Origin of the sequence: Pseudophaeobacter arcticus DSM 23566 (genome assembly GCF_000473205.1) — a bacterium.
Classification (GTDB): domain Bacteria; phylum Pseudomonadota; class Alphaproteobacteria; order Rhodobacterales; family Rhodobacteraceae; genus Pseudophaeobacter; species Pseudophaeobacter arcticus.
This window is the reverse complement of sequence record NZ_KI421507.1, coordinates 1,821,014-1,838,189: the sequence shown is the minus strand read 5'-3', so window position 1 is coordinate 1,838,189 and position 17,176 is coordinate 1,821,014. Positions and strand designations below refer to the sequence as shown.

The 17,176-nt window shown below is 56.6% G+C and carries 8 protein-coding genes; 3 read left to right on the top strand and 5 right to left on the bottom strand.

The window, feature by feature from the left end; all coding sequences use genetic code 11:
- Positions 1-81: 81 nt before the first annotated feature.
- Both ARCT_RS0112805 and ARCT_RS0112795 read left to right on the top strand, forming a co-directional pair.
- Positions 82-1,275, top strand: coding sequence for an NADH:flavin oxidoreductase/NADH oxidase family protein (locus ARCT_RS0112805; protein WP_027240446.1), 1,194 nt, complete (start codon positions 82-84; stop codon positions 1,273-1,275).
- Positions 1,276-2,671: 1,396 nt separating this feature from the next.
- The gene (locus tag ARCT_RS0112795) at positions 2,672-7,045 is read left to right on the top strand and encodes an NACHT domain-containing protein (RefSeq protein ID WP_027240444.1); all 4,374 of its coding nucleotides are present in this window, start codon (positions 2,672-2,674) and stop codon (positions 7,043-7,045) included.
- A 294-nt stretch (positions 7,046-7,339) separates the two neighbouring features.
- Here the strand turns inward: ARCT_RS0112795 and ARCT_RS0112790 are convergent, their stop codons facing one another.
- A complete protein-coding gene (locus tag ARCT_RS0112790; protein WP_027240443.1) occupies positions 7,340-10,717 on the bottom strand; it encodes a CHAT domain-containing protein in 3,378 nt (1,125 codons plus the stop codon).
- A gap of 54 nt (positions 10,718-10,771) precedes the next feature.
- Between ARCT_RS0112790 and ARCT_RS0112785 the strand changes: the two genes are divergently transcribed.
- A complete protein-coding gene (locus tag ARCT_RS0112785) occupies positions 10,772-11,674 on the top strand; it encodes a hypothetical protein (protein ID WP_027240442.1) in 903 nt (300 codons plus the stop codon).
- A gap of 1,070 nt (positions 11,675-12,744) precedes the next feature.
- Here ARCT_RS0112785 and ARCT_RS0112780 read toward each other — a convergent pair.
- The 4 genes from ARCT_RS0112780 to ARCT_RS0112765 all read right to left on the bottom strand — a co-directional run bounded on the left by ARCT_RS0112780 (position 12,745) and on the right by ARCT_RS0112765 (position 16,987).
- Positions 12,745-14,481 (bottom strand): DUF262 domain-containing protein, encoded by a 1,737-nt coding sequence (locus tag ARCT_RS0112780; RefSeq protein ID WP_027240441.1) that lies wholly within the window; start codon positions 14,479-14,481, stop codon positions 12,745-12,747.
- A 208-nt stretch (positions 14,482-14,689) separates the two neighbouring features.
- Positions 14,690-16,201, bottom strand: coding sequence for an IS66 family transposase (gene tnpC, locus ARCT_RS0112775; protein WP_027240440.1), 1,512 nt, complete (start codon positions 16,199-16,201; stop codon positions 14,690-14,692).
- A 55-nt stretch (positions 16,202-16,256) separates the two neighbouring features.
- Complete coding sequence (tnpB, locus tag ARCT_RS0112770; RefSeq protein ID WP_027240439.1) at positions 16,257-16,610, bottom strand: IS66 family insertion sequence element accessory protein TnpB; 354 nt, start codon at positions 16,608-16,610, stop codon at positions 16,257-16,259.
- Positions 16,607-16,987: a transposase gene (locus tag ARCT_RS0112765; RefSeq protein ID WP_027238649.1), complete on the bottom strand. Its 381-nt coding sequence runs from the start codon at positions 16,985-16,987 to the stop codon at positions 16,607-16,609. Before ARCT_RS0112765 ends, tnpB begins: the two co-directional genes overlap by 4 nt.
- Positions 16,988-17,176: the final 189 nt, after the last annotated feature.

The window sequence follows — 17,176 nt, the reverse complement described above, 5'->3', positions numbered from 1 at the left end:
CTGAGCCCATCTGGGGGAATGCTACGTTTTGCACGAGCGGCCACTTTGACGTATGTCAGGGCTAAGAACAGGATACACCCCATGACCCAATCTCATATTTCCGCTCTCGCCCAACCACTGACCTTGCCCTGTGGCGTGACGCTCAAGAACCGCATCGCCAAATCCGCAATGTCTGACTCTTTGGGCGACGGAGCTGGCAATCCGACCGAGGACCAAGTCAATCTCTATGGACACTGGGCCAGAGGCGGTCTTGGTTTGTCGATCATTGGTGAGGTTCAAGGCACTCCCTGCTATCCCGAGAAACCCGGTAATCTGATCGTGAACCACTGTTCGGATCGTGATCAGTTCGTGCGCCTAGCGAAGGCAGGCGCAACCGATGGCGCTCAGCTTTGGTTGCAGCTGGGCCATGCAGGCGCGATGGCGGACGCTCAAATCAGCGTACCAAAAGGACCGAGCGCGCTTGACTTGCCCAGCTTGACCTGCGGCGCTTTGACTTTGGATGAAATTGAGGCACTGCCAACCGAGTTTGCCCGCACGGCCAAGCTCGCCAAAGAGCTCGGGTTCGGTGGCGTGGAACTCCACGCGGCGCACGGGTTCCTATTAAACCAGTTTCTGTCGCCGTTGTTCAATCGACGTGACGACGCCTATGGCGGTTCGCTACGAAACCGGATGCGTCTGTTGCTGGATGTGATCGACGCTGTGCGCGACGGCGTTGGGCCGGAATTTCCTGTGGGTATCAAATTGAACGCCACTGATCAGCTTGAGGGCGGTTTCGCCGAGGATGAGGCCCTTGAGGTTATCGCCGCGATGGACAAACTTGCCATCGACCTGATCGACATCAGTGGCGGCACTTATTTCCCAGGAGCTGCATCCTCTTCTGATCGTGCAGGCTCTGGTCCCTATTTCTTAGATTTTGCAGGACGCGCGCGTGCAAAGACCAGTGTACCTTTAATGGTGACTGGCGGCTTCAAAACGTTAACTCAAGCCGAAGGTGCTATTGCAGAGGGCAAGGCCGACCTCGTTGGCTTGGCTCGTGCTTTAGTGGTGGACCCTGAATTGCCGTCATACTGGCTGGCTGGTCAGCGGGCCGAACCGCCGTTTCCTCGATTCAAGAACCCGCCTGAAGGGGGCGTGACTGCTTGGTATACGATGCAGATCACCCGGCACGCGCAAGGTGCCGACGCGCTTTCACCGGATGATTTGGACGGTGCGATTGAGGAATACGAACGCCGAGACGAGGCTCGGCGGAAGATTTGGAAACTAGAGTTGAGCTGACATTGGCGCAGCCGCAGCGCGTTGGCGCTTTGTCCGCAATGCGTGAGTTCGCACGTTCTGTATCTTTGCTGCTGCAGTGAATTTGGGTTTGACGCATTGCACCTCAGTGGTTCTGATCTGATTTCGCCCCAGAACGGCAGCATTCGTAAATTTGCAGAACTACCGTTCTACTTGGTGCTGCAGGGCAGGGGAAAGAGTACCCCGTTCACACGGCCAGAATCTGTTCCTAGTTCGCAGCGCGGTTCAGCCTTGCCAAAATTGATCAAGAGATTGTCACCAATAACAAAATCCCTTTCTAGGAAGGGGAACGCCTCAACGCTGCTTAGTTCCTAGTTCGGAAGTAGAGAAAATGACCTTTGCTGGACGCCTCGGGCCCGCGAGGCGCTATTTTTAGGGGCCGTAGTCGGGGAGGGGAGTTTGAAAGGTGAAGTGTCTCAAAAACGCCTGTTGTCTCAGTTTGAGCGATTTCGGTCGTCTTTGAAAGACAAACGCTCTAGGTCTTCAAACGCCTTTAATCCCTCTTAAAAGCCCTTTTACACAAGGCTTCATCCGGTATCTTCCGGCTTCATCCGGGCTCTTCCGGTTACTGCAATATCAAGTGTCTCCTAACACCCATTGCAGCAAATTTTTCTAGACGAACGCCCTGTTTTATATGCCAGAACTGGACCCGAGGCCGCCCACCTTTGGTGCCAATCTCGAGGTGATTTTGGGACACTTCGCATTGCAGTACGGGACACTTCCTATTTCAAACTCGGTTATAGCGCATCCCGAACCGTTTGAAATGTCCGTCTGCCGAGTTCTTTAAAGGTCGTTTAAAGAGGCTTTAAAGTGCTCGGAGCCGAGCTCTTAGGGTACGCCCTTCAATTCTTCCCAACTTTAGGGCCGTAGCATTGCCCTCAGAGCTGCGCCGACCTCGGGGAGGAAAGAGCGCCACATGGGCGCCCCTCCATTGTGTTTTGGTTCAAGGACTTCCAACTTACACAGAACGCGGGCGGCGCGCTCCCGGACAGGTTTCAAAATGGGCATCGCTATACTTCTTTGGTCGGGCTCGCGACGAGCGTCAGCAGCTCAGTCCCAAATGGCGCTAGCGGCTGCTGTCAGCCCTTTCACGACATTCGTGTAAGGCGCAGCATGGCGCCAGGCACCGACACGGGGGGCGGGAAGCAGAAGTTCGCTGCGGCAAGGACGAATGACAGGTTTGACGCCGATTCCGGCTTGGCTGTTTTTAGTGCTTCAAGCGGAAGCGGACGTTTGCAAAGCCTCGTGTCTCAATACATGGAGAGAATTGGCGAAGGCAGATACGACGCGTCCCGTGCACAATCTGCGACGGCAGGATACGTTGCTAACGAAATGTGATTCCTCCCGCGGTTGCGAAACCGATAAAAAGTGCTGATCGATGGCTAAGAACACAAACAGAGACGAATTCTCCGCACCGACTAAGCGGCTTCTCGAAAAGCAATCGGGGCATCATTGTTCGAACCCTTCGTGTCGCGGGATCACGAGCGCGGCCAGTTCCGATGGAAAAACCACGATCAGCATAGGTGAGGCTTCACATATCACCGCAGCCGCCCCCGGTGGACCGCGATATAACGCAAGTCTGACGAGTGACGAACGGAAGTCGCTCAACAACGGCATCTGGCTCTGCAAGGATTGCGCCAAGGCGATAGACTCGAAGGACCCGTATTTCACTGAAAAGCTGCTCATCGAGTGGAAGCGGCAAGCGAATGAGGCCACTTGGCGCAGCATAGTTGAAAAGGTGCCCTTCCCGCCTGCTCCAACTATACCAACCGATGAGGAGCTGCGCGCACGGTTGAAGCAGGCCGCAACAGCTGATCTGGCGGTGTTTCGAAAGGCAGATACTTGGCCATCGAGTACAATCCCGCTCACGCTAAAAATCGACCAGATCAGAGACCCTCTCAGCACCGACGCACTGGCAAAAGCGGTCACTACGTTTGAAGACCTCATCCTTGTTGCCGCTCCCGGCATGGGAAAGACAACCACGATCTTCCAGCTCGCCAATGGTGTGGTAAATGCCCAAGCCGGGTCGCCAATCATAGTTCCTCTTGGAGAATGGGCCACATTACAAGACAGCTTGCTCGGGTCGGTCCTGAAGCGCGCAACTTATTCCGGAATATCAGAAACTGACCTTCACCGAGCCGCTGGCGCGCCCGGCGTGGTGCTGCTGCTCGATGGCTGGAACGAACTGAATGGTGCGGCGCGGGAGCGCGCCCGTGTCGAGATTACCCGGCTCAAAGCGGAGCTGCCGGAACTCGGGTTGGTCATTTCCACCAGACGGCAAGCGCTCGACATTCCCTTCGGCGGAACGCGGGTCGACTTGCTGTCACTCGGTGGTGAACAGCAGATGGCCATTGCCCGCGAGATTCGGGGCGAGACCGGGGAGAGGTTGGTCGATCAGGCCTGGCGATCACCAGGGGTGCGGGAACTTGTGTCCATCCCGCTCTATCTGACTTCGCTGCTGGCATTGCCTGATGGTCAGCCATTCCCCACTACGAAAGAAGAAGTGCTACGGCGTTTCGTTTCCGCTTTCGAGCAGGACGCGGGAAGTCGAGCGGCGTTGATGGATGGGACCGAGGGGTTCCCAGAACTATATCTCGAACGCCTTGCAGTCACCATGACTGCCGATGCCAACACGTCAGTTACCGACACGGCAGCTCGGAGGGTGGTTAACAGTGTCTCCCGCAACCTTGTTGAGACGGATCAGTTATCCTTTGTGTCGATCCAACCGAACGAGTTGCTCAATACGCTTGTCAGCGCGCACGTTCTGGTTCGTTCGGGTGATACTGCCGGTATTTCATTCCAGCACCAACAATTTCAGGAATGGTTCGCCTCTCATGAAGTCGAGCGCCTGATAGCGATGGCAGTAGACGATCCTGTCGCTCTGGACAGACTGCGAGCGGAAATGCTGGATCGCCGCCCTTGGACGGAAGCAATACTCTTCGCGGTGGAGCGCACCGCACGGGGTGACGAGGCACAGCAAAAGGCCTGCACCACCGCTATATTGGCCGCCTTGGGTGTCGACCCTATGCTCGCAGCGGAAATGATCTTCCGAGCCAACGATGCAGTCTGGAACGCAGTCGCTGGTGAAGTCCAATCGCGTCTCCAGCGCTGGCATACGCCGGGCAAGCTGGATCGCGCCTTCCGCTTCATGATCTCGACCGGTCGGCCCGAATTCATTGATCTTCTCTGGCCACAACTTACGCACGAAAGCGATCAGATCCATCTCAGCGCTCTTCGGGCTGTCGATAAATTTCGGCCGTCAGTGCTAGGAAACGACGCAGCAGAACGGCTCGCAGGTCTGCCGGCCTCCGTGCGCAGACACGTCTTGTCAGAGATAGCCAGCAACAGCGGAATGGACGGTCTCGACCTCGTAACTGCCGTGGCAAAAGCCGACGCCGATCTCAAGGTTAAGGTTAGCGTCGCCGACGCCCTGTCCTTCCGTCGCGCCGACCGTCATCTGTCTGACCTCCTATGCGACGCCGACGACTCAGTTTACGATTCACTTGTCCGGAAATCTTACATCGAGGGCATCGGCGATGCAGCAATCCAGGCAAGGCTAACCATGGCCCGTGAAAGGCAAAAGGCCGCTGGACTATCGCCAGGTGAGCGATTGAATAATCTTATATGGACAGAACCGTCTGAGGACATCTCGAGCGAGATTATCGCGTTTCTGACAAGCCTCGATATCGACGGGCGCGAGGACAATCATCGCGGATTGATTTGGGAACTGAATGAGCGCTATCCCGAGGCAGTTGCCGAGGCGGTACTTAATCGCCTGCGCGCCGGGCACGAACTGTTTTATGGCGCGGACGACATTCTTGCGGCTAGCCATCTTGTGCTAGAAGAGGACGACCTGCTGAAAATCGCATTGTCCGAAACCAATTCGTACGATGACAAGGCCAATGCAGCGGCATCAGTTCTCGGTCCCAAAGCGGTGGGCGCGATGATTGACGCCTACCTTGACGTGCGATCCAAGTTGCGCGACGGAAATGGAAGTTTCAATAGAGCGGCCAGCGATCGTTACTCCATCTTGCGGCGACGCTTATCTCTTACCCGAGGCGAAAGCCTTGTGGCTGCCGTTGTCACCAAGTCTGACGCGGCGAAAGATGTAGAGCTAGCGCACCTCGCCGCCCTTTTCTCATGGAGACCCGCATCCAATGAGCGTCGCGAGCGCCCGTTCGATGCAGACGACTTGGACATGATCGGCAAGCTGGCGCAAACTTGGGCGGACCGGCTCTTAGCGGCCGACGATATTCCCCGTTATGACAAGGCGGCAATTGCCAGCATGATCCAGCAAGCGCCGGCAGCAACATTACTTCCGACGCTCCAGCGCTTGCTGGATGACAATTTGCGCCGCTATCATGAATTTCGTGAGGCCGCGAAGGCAAGCAAATGGCGAGATAGTAATTCGGTGCGTGAAGCGCAGAATCCCCACACGCACGAATACCAAGCCGCAATGATCGCCATACACGCTCCAGAGACATTCAAGGTGGCGGCGAGCTACCTGACAGACGAGCATTTCGGCAAAAACGCCGCGCGCGTCCTGGCCGTCCAATGGATAAATGAGAACGATCCGACTGAAGACCGCAGCCTTATAGGCGGCGTGGATTTTTCAGGGGTCAGCGCCCGACGTGCGGCGCGGCAGGCGAAGCCAGAAGAAAGTTGTCCTGAGGCGAACGCGATTTTCACTGCCGTCGAAACATTGATCGCAGAGGGCACAACGGAGGAGCAACAGAACCGCGCCGTGGTTCTCGGCTGTGTCGGCGCGCGCCTGCCACACGGCGACTGTAATGGAATTTTCGAAAAGCTGATTGCCCTTGCGGAGCGTCAATCGCGCGCCGCGCTTCTCCTAAGCATTGTCTTGTCGGGAGAAGAAGTCTCCATTGACCTCATAGCGGCAGGAATCGAGGAAACGATTGACGAGGCGAATACGAAGGCTTGGATTCTGACGGACGGTGACGGTTATCAGCTCCGAGATTGGCTGCGTTTATTGCCCTTCGCAACTCCAATCGCGCAGATACCTAAAATCATCTCAAGCCTGCCGGACGCTCATAGAAGTCCGCGGATGCTTGAAGAAATGATCCGTAACATCTGCCTCTCTTCGCCTGAGGGCGGCCAGAGCGTGCTATTCAAGCTAGCCGAAAACGATCCACGTCTGTTTCAGGACTACCAGTGGCGGAAGTCTGCCATGAACTTCGGAGGCGATGCCTCGGCCCGGAGAATAGTTGATCTGGTCTTATCAGGAAACCTCAACGAAAAGACGCATGACCAAATGCGACTGCGAGATGAGCTCGCGGACCTGCTCCGGGATAATCCCGACACGCGTGCCTACGTGCATGACCTGCTCTTGGATGGACCAAGAAACAACGAACAAGCTCTACTCGCTCGCAGCTTGGCCCAGCATCCGTCGCCGGACGATATACTGCTGCTTGTCAAATGTGAAATCGCGACAAAGCGATCCTTCCTGGGCTGGCGGTCTGTCGAAGTCGCCGTGACTACCCGCGTCCCATCTGAGGATTGGCGCGGCGCCTATGAAGTCGTGCCTGTGCCATCGACGTTGCTGCGTAAAGAGCTGCTAGCTCTCACGGTCGAAGGAGGCAAAAACGACCCAGCCGCTCGTTGCCTTACGGAGATCGACAAAGCCCGTGACAGGTATAGTGCGCCAGAATCTGAACCACGCCATCCTGACTTATCATCGGGTCGCCCTTGGCCCATACATTTTTCAAACCCTGACGTGGAAGACGGCGAATGACATCTTGCGGGTGCCGTTCGCCGCAAAGGCATTCTCTGAAATTGATACAAAGCAGACATATGCACGAACGCGACTAATTGGCAGTTATGGGCCGAGTGTGCTGGGTAGCTCGCCGCTGAAATAACATAACGCGGTAAACGTTCCCGTCGCAGCCACTAGTGTAGACTTCAGCTTGCTGCGAACATTTGGTAGGTCAGCTCTTTGCGTGGTTCGTTTGATCAACTTCGAAACCTTCACTTCCACCTAACTTTACGGGAGCTGGTAAATCGAATTGAAAGAGCCGTGCATTGCAAGTCAGTCTGTTCCGGATTGCAGAATTTCTTCGCGGAGCAACTCCGAGGCTCTGACATTTACATCGTCGCCAAGCGTGCGAAATACGCTCTCGGCGCGCTTGGTCGCAGCCACGGCATCATCGGATTTTCCACTTTCCGCCAAAGCTCTAGCATACATGAGAAGAGTGGCTCCTACGAAAGATCGTTCGCCTGAAGCTTCAAACAGTGACGCCGACTCAATCAAGAGCTCGGCCGCCTCAGCCGGGCGATTACGCATTCGTCGCCAGTTCGAAAGGTTCAGGCTGGAGCGGGCACGCTGCCCATCAGAGGCGGCGTATTTCAGGCTTTGTTCGCCGAGAAACTCTCCTCTGTCCTTCCCCTCTGGAAAATCATCGTCGGGCGCAGTCACGATATCGATATACACGTTTGAGGTGCTGAGCGCCGCATAGCTGTGAAGTCCCGGATCTATCATCCTCATGCGAAGCAGATCCGTCGTGATCTCTACGGCTTCTTCACCATAGTCTAATGCCTGGGGCAAGTCGTACTCGCTCTGGCTGGTGCGCAACAGCTTGGTCAGCTCGAGAAGCGGACGAACCCGTTTCAGCATATCGTAATCCGCAATTTCGAGCGCCTGTTCGAACGCGGTGCGCGCGGCGGCATGATCCCCCCGCAGGAGTGCCCGGCCCGTACGCATCGCGGCATCCAAGCGTGTCGCACGGTTTAGCATTTCGGCGTATTCTTGACTTTTTTGACCGTCGTCTGCGGCGTTCCAATCGACCTGGGCGGCGAGGTCGGCCTGCGCAAAAGCTGCGTCGCGAAGCATTGAGTTGTCGCCAGTACGTTCGGCTTCGTCGCCCAGCAATGCGAGGAATCCCAACGAAGCTGTCGGATCGTGTTCCCTGTTTTCTGGAGGGTATTCTCTGAAGACCGCGAAAGTGCGCGTCAGCACTTCGAGCCAAACGCCTTCCGCACCGATTTCGAGCAGCCGAAGCCGTAACCGCCTGACCAGTTCGACCATCCGCTCGTGGCTTATACCCAGCTCGCCCGATACGATGTGCCAGCCCCGCAGAAGGGACGGTATGCCCCAAGGTCCCGCCGGGTAGCAGCCTTTCGGTTCGGGCGCGGGACTTGATCGTTCTGGGTCGGCCCAGACTAGCATTCCGGAGAAGAAGGTTGCGATGTTGGTGAGCGCAGTGCGCCCGTCTTCGGTTCGGTAGCCATCGGCCGTATAGGGGCTTGGTACAACGCAGGGAAGAAGCGGATGCAGCCAAAGGCTTTGCGTTCCATGCCAATTGACAAGCCCTGCGTCTTGGAGCTTAGACAGAAGTTCCATCGGGCGATTTTCCGGCTCGAAGATCGCGAGGTATGAACCGCGAAAATTTCGCGCCGCGTGCTCTACACCGTAGCTTCGGTGGGGAAACACGAAGCAGCCTTGAAACTGGGAGATCAACCACAGTGGCGCGATGTCATTGGGGGTAATCGCCATGCCGTTCTTTATTAGCAGCGGTGTCATATCATCGAGCGGGGGTGTCACTTCAATGAAAAGGCCACTGGAAAGCTCTTTCAACAGGTCGAGTGTGTGCTTGGCATTTGCGAACCAGTCTTCGGCAGCATAGCGGCGCAAAACGTCGAGGCTGCCCGGGTGCCCTGCGCTCCAGAGAAGCGCGACGCCAGCGTCGGGCTGATCCAGAATATCCTCGGCCAAACCCAGCATGTCGTCGAGTTCAAGCGGCCGGATCGGCTCCGTGGTCAGATTTCCTACATCGGCAATAGACGCGTGCGCGGCGAAGATCACTTGCCGGTTCTCTTCCGATGCGGCGTCGAGAACTTGGCCGAGACGGGCTAGCATTTGCGATGTCCATGCGGGTTGCTTCATCAACAGGCTGCCATGGATGCATTCGGCATGATCGACAAGCAGAACACGGGAACGGTCGGAGGCGAGTATGTCCAGGGCCTGTTCGGCGCTTTCCGTTGTGCCAAGGTCGACATAACCGATACGATCGGCCTGAACAAAACGCGTTGCCGCCAGCCAGCGCCCGAATTCAAGCAGCGTCGACGTTCGGCCCGATCCCTTGAGGCCGGTCAACAGGACATGGCCGCCTTCCACCAACGCCTTTTCTAACGACAAGACCGTGTCGTCAGTTCCGAGCAGCCTTTGAGGTGCGTGGAAGACTCTAGGCAAATCAGGATGCGCTGGTGTCGCGCTATTGTCGATCTGAAATGGCCTGTACGGTGGAAGGCTTGCGGGCGACGGATGCAAGGCCACTTGGCCAAAAGTACGGATGATTGCGTGGCCTATTCCGGGGCTGCGGCTGGCGGCACCCGCCGACCACCGCCGCCGGGCGTAGCGCACCGCCTGCGATACCGGCGCACCTTTGGCAAGGCATCCGAAGATGTCATCAACAATATGCGCAGCTGTGTTTACGAAGACGGCATGAGACATCGCGACGACGTCGACTGAGGCATGGGCGGCGACGCTTTCCGCAAAGGAGGCCACGGCGCGCATCTGACTTGCCTCTTCTTCCACTGCGGGTTTGATCATCAGCGTGCCACCTGAGTGGCACGCATTGAGGATTAGCGCCCGCACCGCGCCGCGTTCGAGAATGCGCGCAATGCGTCTGGCATCTACGTGGCGCGCTTTCTTGCGCGAGCTATCCTCGAAAAGGATGACCCCACGCGGTCCTGTCATGGTCTCGACCAGTTCGCCATGGCCATCAAAGTGAACGACATCATAAGGGGTGCCTTCCTCACGTGCCGCGGCGAGTCTTTCCTCGAGGGCCTCGATTGCCGGGGGCCTTAGGATGTCTAGTTGAACCGCCGTGCCCTCAATCGCCTTCAGCACCCGGCTGGCAACGCAGCGAAACGGTACATCCTCGGTCGATCGCGGTCGTGAGATGACGTAGAGTACCCGCAGCGGGTGCTGAGCGTCTATGGGCCTTGGAGTCGGGGCCGCTGGTGGTTGCGTGGCTTGTTTCGCCGGGTTGCGCAGGATCGCGCCAAGTAAGAAGCCCAGCTCGCCTTCTTCGGTAGAGATCAACTCCCACGGCCAATGGCGTGTGTGACCAGCGTCGTCAGAAATCCTGAGTTGCAATTGATCATACGATGCGCCCTGTTCCAACGCCACCTTCAGAACTGGGTCTAGGCAGGTGCCCAGTTCCCGGCCAAAAGCGATCAGCCGGTTCTCGGCGTCTTCCGCAGCGAACCTAGCCACCCCGGGTGGAAGACGAGGGTAATCCTCGAGCAACCACCTGAGATCGCCGACGGCGCCGTCGGGCAAGTCCGGCAGTGCGACGCCGGAAGTCACGTTTTCACCCATACGCAGGTCGGCAGTCAGGCGGCCCTCGCGCTGGACGACGGTCAAGTCAATGGCTTCGATCTGATCCACGATCACTTCCCACATGTCGCTAACTCCACTAGAGTGAAGTCGCAAAAAGGTTCGTGCAAGGGTTTTGTCATGACATCATCAACTTCGCTCTTCGGCTCGGTTAAACAAGTGTCGGATTTGCCTGAAGATCGGCTGATTGAGCAGCTCAAAGTCTTGAACGAAGATGAGGTGCTTACGCAATTGCGCGGTGGCGCGCCCAGGGTGGCGACTGACACGTTCGGACCGGGATCTGGGTTAGTAGAATGGATCGTATACCCGTTTCGCAACGTGACGCATCTGGTTGGTTTCTTTGATGGCGCCGGCCCCTTGCGATCGGCGTCTGAAGCGCCTGACCCGCTGCAACCCGGGGTGAGCGTGCGCATGCTATTGGACCGGTTGCATGTGCATCGCTATCCTGGCTTTGGTCCTCACGAGATCCTTTTCGAGGCGACACTCGCATGGGACACCGGTGAAAAGGACGGCGCCAAGGCCCATTTTGCACGCCAGCTTACCGTCGGACGCGGCTCTGCAGCCATAGGAGGATGGCCCTTGTTCAGCGACATGACTGTTCCGGAACGAGGTATCACACTAGCGTTCCAGACCATCAACCTGTCCAGCCGGCTCGACAAGGCACTAGCCGAAGCTTTAGGGTCGAAGGAGTTCGACCAAGGTCTCAAACTGGTGACAGCGTCACTGTCGGCGGTCGCACAGGTATCGTCGCTGGTTCGGGGATTTATCGAGTGGTCAGCCAGTCGTTCCGACAATTGCGCGGTACAGCAGGTCGATATCGGGCTCGATGCGCGAAAACCCGGCGCGCCTGGAGCGCGCCTAGCCGAAGGGTCCTATGTGTTCCTGCAAGTGCCCCAAACCATGGCCGATGTCTGGTATTTCGACGAATGGGAATGGAATTCCGACAAGAACGCCATTGTAAACCGCGACAACGGTGATCCGCTTGCGGCAAACCATTTTATCGTATCGGTCAGCCGTCGCTGACCACATTTCCGCAAAAAGTGCTTTGTAACCTACCGTGACGCCTCACTAGAAACAAAAGTGCCGCGATGAACAATGAAAGCCGTGGCCGCCATTTGGGATGGTTTTGCGCACCTGTCATCAAAATCAACTAAATCCAGAAAAGGGCTGTTCAATCTCGCTTTGTCTAGCAGTGGTTCTAGGCCGCTCAATTAACAGGCTGCTGAAAAACTCCGGCGAAGTCGATTTCGACGCCAAGGCGCGTCACTTTTTGGCTTCTCTCGTTAAGCTGATGAAAACGCGTCGTGTCGGGACATGACGAGCGAGGCGAGAGCGGCGCGTGTCAGACCTTTTTCAGCAGCCTGTTAAAGCTTCTCCAATATGGTTTCTGGCACAGGTGGACGCATGCTGAGGCCTCGCGAGAACACGCATGCCTGTAAGGCTTGAACCAGGCGTTGGGAGCAAGACACGTTCGTAAGGAACATCAAGAACGAGTCCAACTCGGACATTTGCTCTGAGCCGAGGCATCGCCGGAGCGAGGGGTGGTGATCGAACCGTTCCGGTGCGGCGCTTAATTGCAGGCAAGCACATTTTTCTGCCCAAGCTAGGCGTGGGCGGAGACACATCGCCAGACCGCGAGCCGGTCCGGCGATGGCACGGGGGCCGGTGGCCTTCATTCCGTGATAGGAACAGTTTGCGACTATCGTCCGCGAACTGCGAGTTCGGTTTCTTCCAGATTTTGCGCTTGCAGCGAATGACTGCTAAGCGGGCTGCGACCGCAGCATCCGGAAGGCGGGTCGAGAGTCCGCTCTGGGCCGGAAGTGATGTCGAGCACGAAGGGCGGAGAGCTGAAGTTCGCTGCGAGCAGCACAAATGGCGGCTCTTGATCGATAGATAGAGACGGCAATGGCGCAATTTCTGCACTATGCGCATTTCCACGTGAGGGGCAGAAGGGAGACATCCTCTGCCCCATTCCCATTCCATCTGGATGTAAACGCTTTATGAACTACTCTTGGCGATCTGTTGGATAGAAGCGCTGCAGTATGCCCCTTGGGGCCCATCAACACTTAAGATTTTGGATGCGAATTTTTTTGTCATTCGCTTTTCCACCACTTCTTGAAGGTGTCTTGCAGGCCCCAGTCTTTAGCCAAGCGCTTCAACAGTGCTTTTCTGCGCCCTTCGATATCCTCTGGCTTCCAAGAACCGAATTCACGGACTTCATTGGTCAGAGTGAATGGACTTGTGTCATCGGCGGCAAAATACTTGGTCTTCTTCTTGTCGAAATCGTAATTTCTGGCAGCCGAGTTTTTCCGGAAATTCAAAAGAACAAGGTTGCCAATGGTATGCAGCCAAATGCTGTGATCTTCCCCGTCAGCATACCACTCTGCCCACTGGGAGCCCTCTTCCAAGGTTTGTGGACAAACATGTTCCACTGAAATGGTCGGGAAATCGTAATTTGCAGACCCATCGTGAGATGCCTGTTCGAGCCGCAATAGAAGGGGTTTGACGACCCGTGTAGCCAAGTAAACATCCCCATCAAGCGCATTGAACAGCGCAAAAACTTCATCTTGGGTCAATTCCAATCCTGTCGAGCGCTCCTTTGCGCCTGCCCGGAGTTTGCGGTCGACTGGCGGCTCCAGCATGTCGAGAACATCCGCATAGCGGCTCATCCGGGCATTTACGTCAGCGCGGACCATGAACAAGTAATATGCCAGCCGCTCAAGCTCGAAGACGAAGTCTGCAACATCGTCTTTGTTCCCGGTACTGCTCTGCTGAAGGCAAAGAAGAAGTGGCGGCAGCCAATCCTTGTTATCCAAGCGATCGAGAGAGCGCACAAGGTCAGCAGTTTTGTGGCTAAAACGGCTCCTTAGCTCTGCATCGTCCATAGACAGCAAGAATGCGTCCGCGAACGGTTCGAGAACCGTATCCATAAATCTCACAGGATCATCACGAAAAATTAAGACTTGTTCGGGGAATCCGTTTTCGAGCGCAGACCGTGGCTTGTCTCGCTCAAAAATCATCCGAATGTGCGTGAATAGATCGCTGAACTTACCGCGTTCAAGGCTAACTTCGACGTCTTCCCACCGCTGAGAAAGGTTGTCTTCCTTGTCCTCGCCAGCACGTTCCAGAAGGTCAGCCTTCAAAATATCTGTGGCAGACAAATCCATGCCGCGCGCGTTTAAGACCGTGAAAATTCGGCGGGCTGCTGTTTGCGTTGGCACCTCAACGACAACCAGATAACAACTCTGCAGAAGAAACTTCAAAAGCGCGCTACGCGTCTCTTCCCCCATATCTTCCAGCTTGCGGCGGACGGTCCCTGCGTTCTGAATGATACGGGCCTTGGCACCCGACAGCCCGTCAATCGCGGGAAGGTTGTCAGTTGCGCCGCCAGCCTGAACGTGTTTCTCAAAATATGCCTGATCCTTCTGACGCAATTGAAGTCGGAGTGCTTCGGGGATGCCTTCATCTTCATTGGCCACCTGCTTGACATATTTTTCGCGGTTGGCCTGCTTTACAGCGTCTTCGGTCAAGTCGCGGATCACGCTGAACAGGATCGTCAGCGTGGTCAAACGCTGCTGTCCGTCCACAACACGTGAGTCCGGGCTGCCATGTTTTTTAACCAGAACAATACTGCCGAGAAAGTAGAACCCACCTGACTTTGAGGTCGGTGTCATGGCATCAGTTAGGTCGGCCAACAACTCTTCAACCTGCGTCGTTTCCCATGCGTAGGGGCGCTGATAGGCGGGGATCGTAAAGGCGTAATCCTTGGAAAAAACGTCCGAGATCTTCTTGTGGGCAGCTTCAATCCGAAGCTGTGAGGCATCGTTCATCTCTTTTCCTCTGAATTGGCAAAACGCGTTTGTGGTATAACTGTTACTATTGGTTTATTGGTGAAAGCATTGATGAAATCTGGCCTAATTGCGGCCAGTTCCTCTGTTCCCCCGTATGTTCTCTAAATGGTAACACCTCAGATCCGCCCCATAGTTTGCAGCGCTATATGATTTCTACACTTGTAGTACAGTGTAAGCGGTGCGCCGGTCACACGGGCTTGGCGTAGTTCCAGGGCAGCAACTCTTTGATGTCCGATTGTTTGTGCCCGCCAGCAATGGCTGTCAGGATGGCGTACAGATAGCTTTGGGGCTCGATCCCGTTGAGTTTGCAGGTCTCGATCAGGGACGCGATGACGGCCCAGTTTTGTGCTCCAGCATCATGGCCTGCGAAGAGCGCATTTTTGCGATTGAGGGTGATGGGACGGATGGTGCGCTCCACGGGGTTGCTGTCGAGTTCGATGCGACCATCATCAAGGAACAGGCTCAGCCCGTCCCAGTATTTGGCGATATATTTCAGGGCCTCTCCGGTTGGCGACTTGGCCGAGACGCGGGTGCGGTTCGCCGTGAGCCAGACTTCGAAGGCGTCGATGATAGGTTTTGAGCGCTCCTGCCGCGCAGCATGACGTTGGTCTGCGGTTAGGCCTCGCAGGTCTTTTTCGATGCGGTAGAGCGCCTGAATGTGCGCCAAACCCTCCTGCGCGATCGGGGCAGCGCTGGACTGGGTAACATCATGCAACTTGCGGCGGGCATGGGCCCAGCAATACGCCAGCCTCACATCCTGTGCTGGCCGTTTGAGCAGGCGGTTATAGCCAGCATAGCCATCGACCTGCAGGGTGCCGCTGAAGCCCGTCAAAATGTTGTCCGCATGCTGGCCGGATCGTCCAGGCGCATAGGTGAAGGCCACGCCGGGCGGATCCTCACCGCCCCATGGCCGGTCATCCCGGGCCAGGGCCCAGAAGTAGCCTGTTTTGGTCCGCTTCCTTCCCGGGGCCAGAACCGGTGCGGGCGTTTCATCCATGAAGAGCTTGGTGGAGCGCTTCAGATCGGCCATCAGCGCCTCACAGACCGGGGTCAATTCGAACGCTGACTTGCCAACCCACGCGGCCAGGGTCGAACGATCCAGATCGATCCCCTGGCGACTGTAGATTTGCGCCTGCCGATAAAGGGGTAAATGATCGGCGTATTTGGAGACCAGAACATGGGCCAGCGTGGCCTCGGTTGGCAGGCCGCCCGCGACGATGTGAGCGGGGGCCGGAGCTTGGATCACCCCGCCTTCACAGGACCGGCAGGCGTATTTGGGACGACGGGTGACAATCACCCGGAACTGGGCCGGGATGATGTCCAGCCGCTCGCTGACATCCTCGCCAATCACATGACGTTCGGTTCCGCACGGGCATGACAGCTTTGGCTCGATGACCACTTCAACCCGTTCCAGATGTTTGGGCAGTGAGCCCCGGTTGGTCTGGCGCGGCTTTGGGGACCGTACGAGCGCGGTGCGTTCGTCGGCGTCAATCTCGGCTTCGACCTGTGCGAGAGCCGTTTCGATATCCTCCAATTCCAGCTCATATTGGGCTGGATCAATCTTCTCGGATTTGGCCCCAAAGAGAGCCTTTTTGAAAGAGGCAACCAAGGCTTCAAGCCGCGCATTCTGATCCTGCTGCGCAAGGATGATCGCCTTCAGTTCGGCAATGTCATTTGGCAATTCATCGGGTGCAGTCATGCCCGATACCATAACAAAACAAGGGCGTAGTGACCCGTGCAAACGCCCCTGTGAGTCACTCCGCCGCAGCCGGGACCGCGACCTCCAAAGGGCGCACGCGCCGCCAATCCAAACCCGCAAACAGCGCCTCAAACTGGGCCGGTTCCAGGCGCATCACACCGTTCTTGATCGCAGGCCAAGTGAAGCTGTTATCCTCCAGCCGTTTGTATGCCATCACCAGCCCGCTGCCGTCCCAATAGATGAGCTTCAGCCGATCCGCACGCTTGGCACGGAACACATAGACCGACCCATCAAACGGCTTCTGGCGCAATTGGCTCTGCACCAAAGCAGCCAGCCCATCATGGCCTTTACGGAAGTCCACCGGATCACTGGCAACAAATATCCGGACTTTGTGGGATGGCGTGATCACGTGGCTATGGCCCGCACGATCTCGGCGATCCGGCGTGCAGGCGTTGCCGCATCAAGACGAACGGCGACGTCGTCCTTGATCACATCAATGGTGCTGGACGATGTCACCGCCAAAGGCTGGGGCACAGGCACCTCAATCTCAACCGGCACAAAATCGATGCCCTCCAAGTTGGGCAGAACCAGCTTGCCCTGCCGCGCCATCCGCCGCCAGTCAGACACTGTGCTCGGAATTAGCTCGTATCGCCTCGCAACAGCTTTGACCGTCTCGCCCTCAATCAACGTCTCCGCAACGATCCGAGCCTTCAGTTCCGACGGCCAATTCCGCTTGCCATCCGCCCGACGCGGCACACTTGCCAGAAACTCGCTTATAGCTCCCATCGAGAAACTCCCCACAAACCAAAGAAGCCTCTGAATCGCAGATCACGCGCCATGCCGTAAGTGTGGGAGCGGCGCACCGCTTACAGTACAGTCATACAATACATAAATGTCTGCACTGGCGACGAGATCTTGGAGCAAAAAATGGTTGGCTAAAGGCCGCTTCGGGACGCTCGCGACTGCTGACACAAA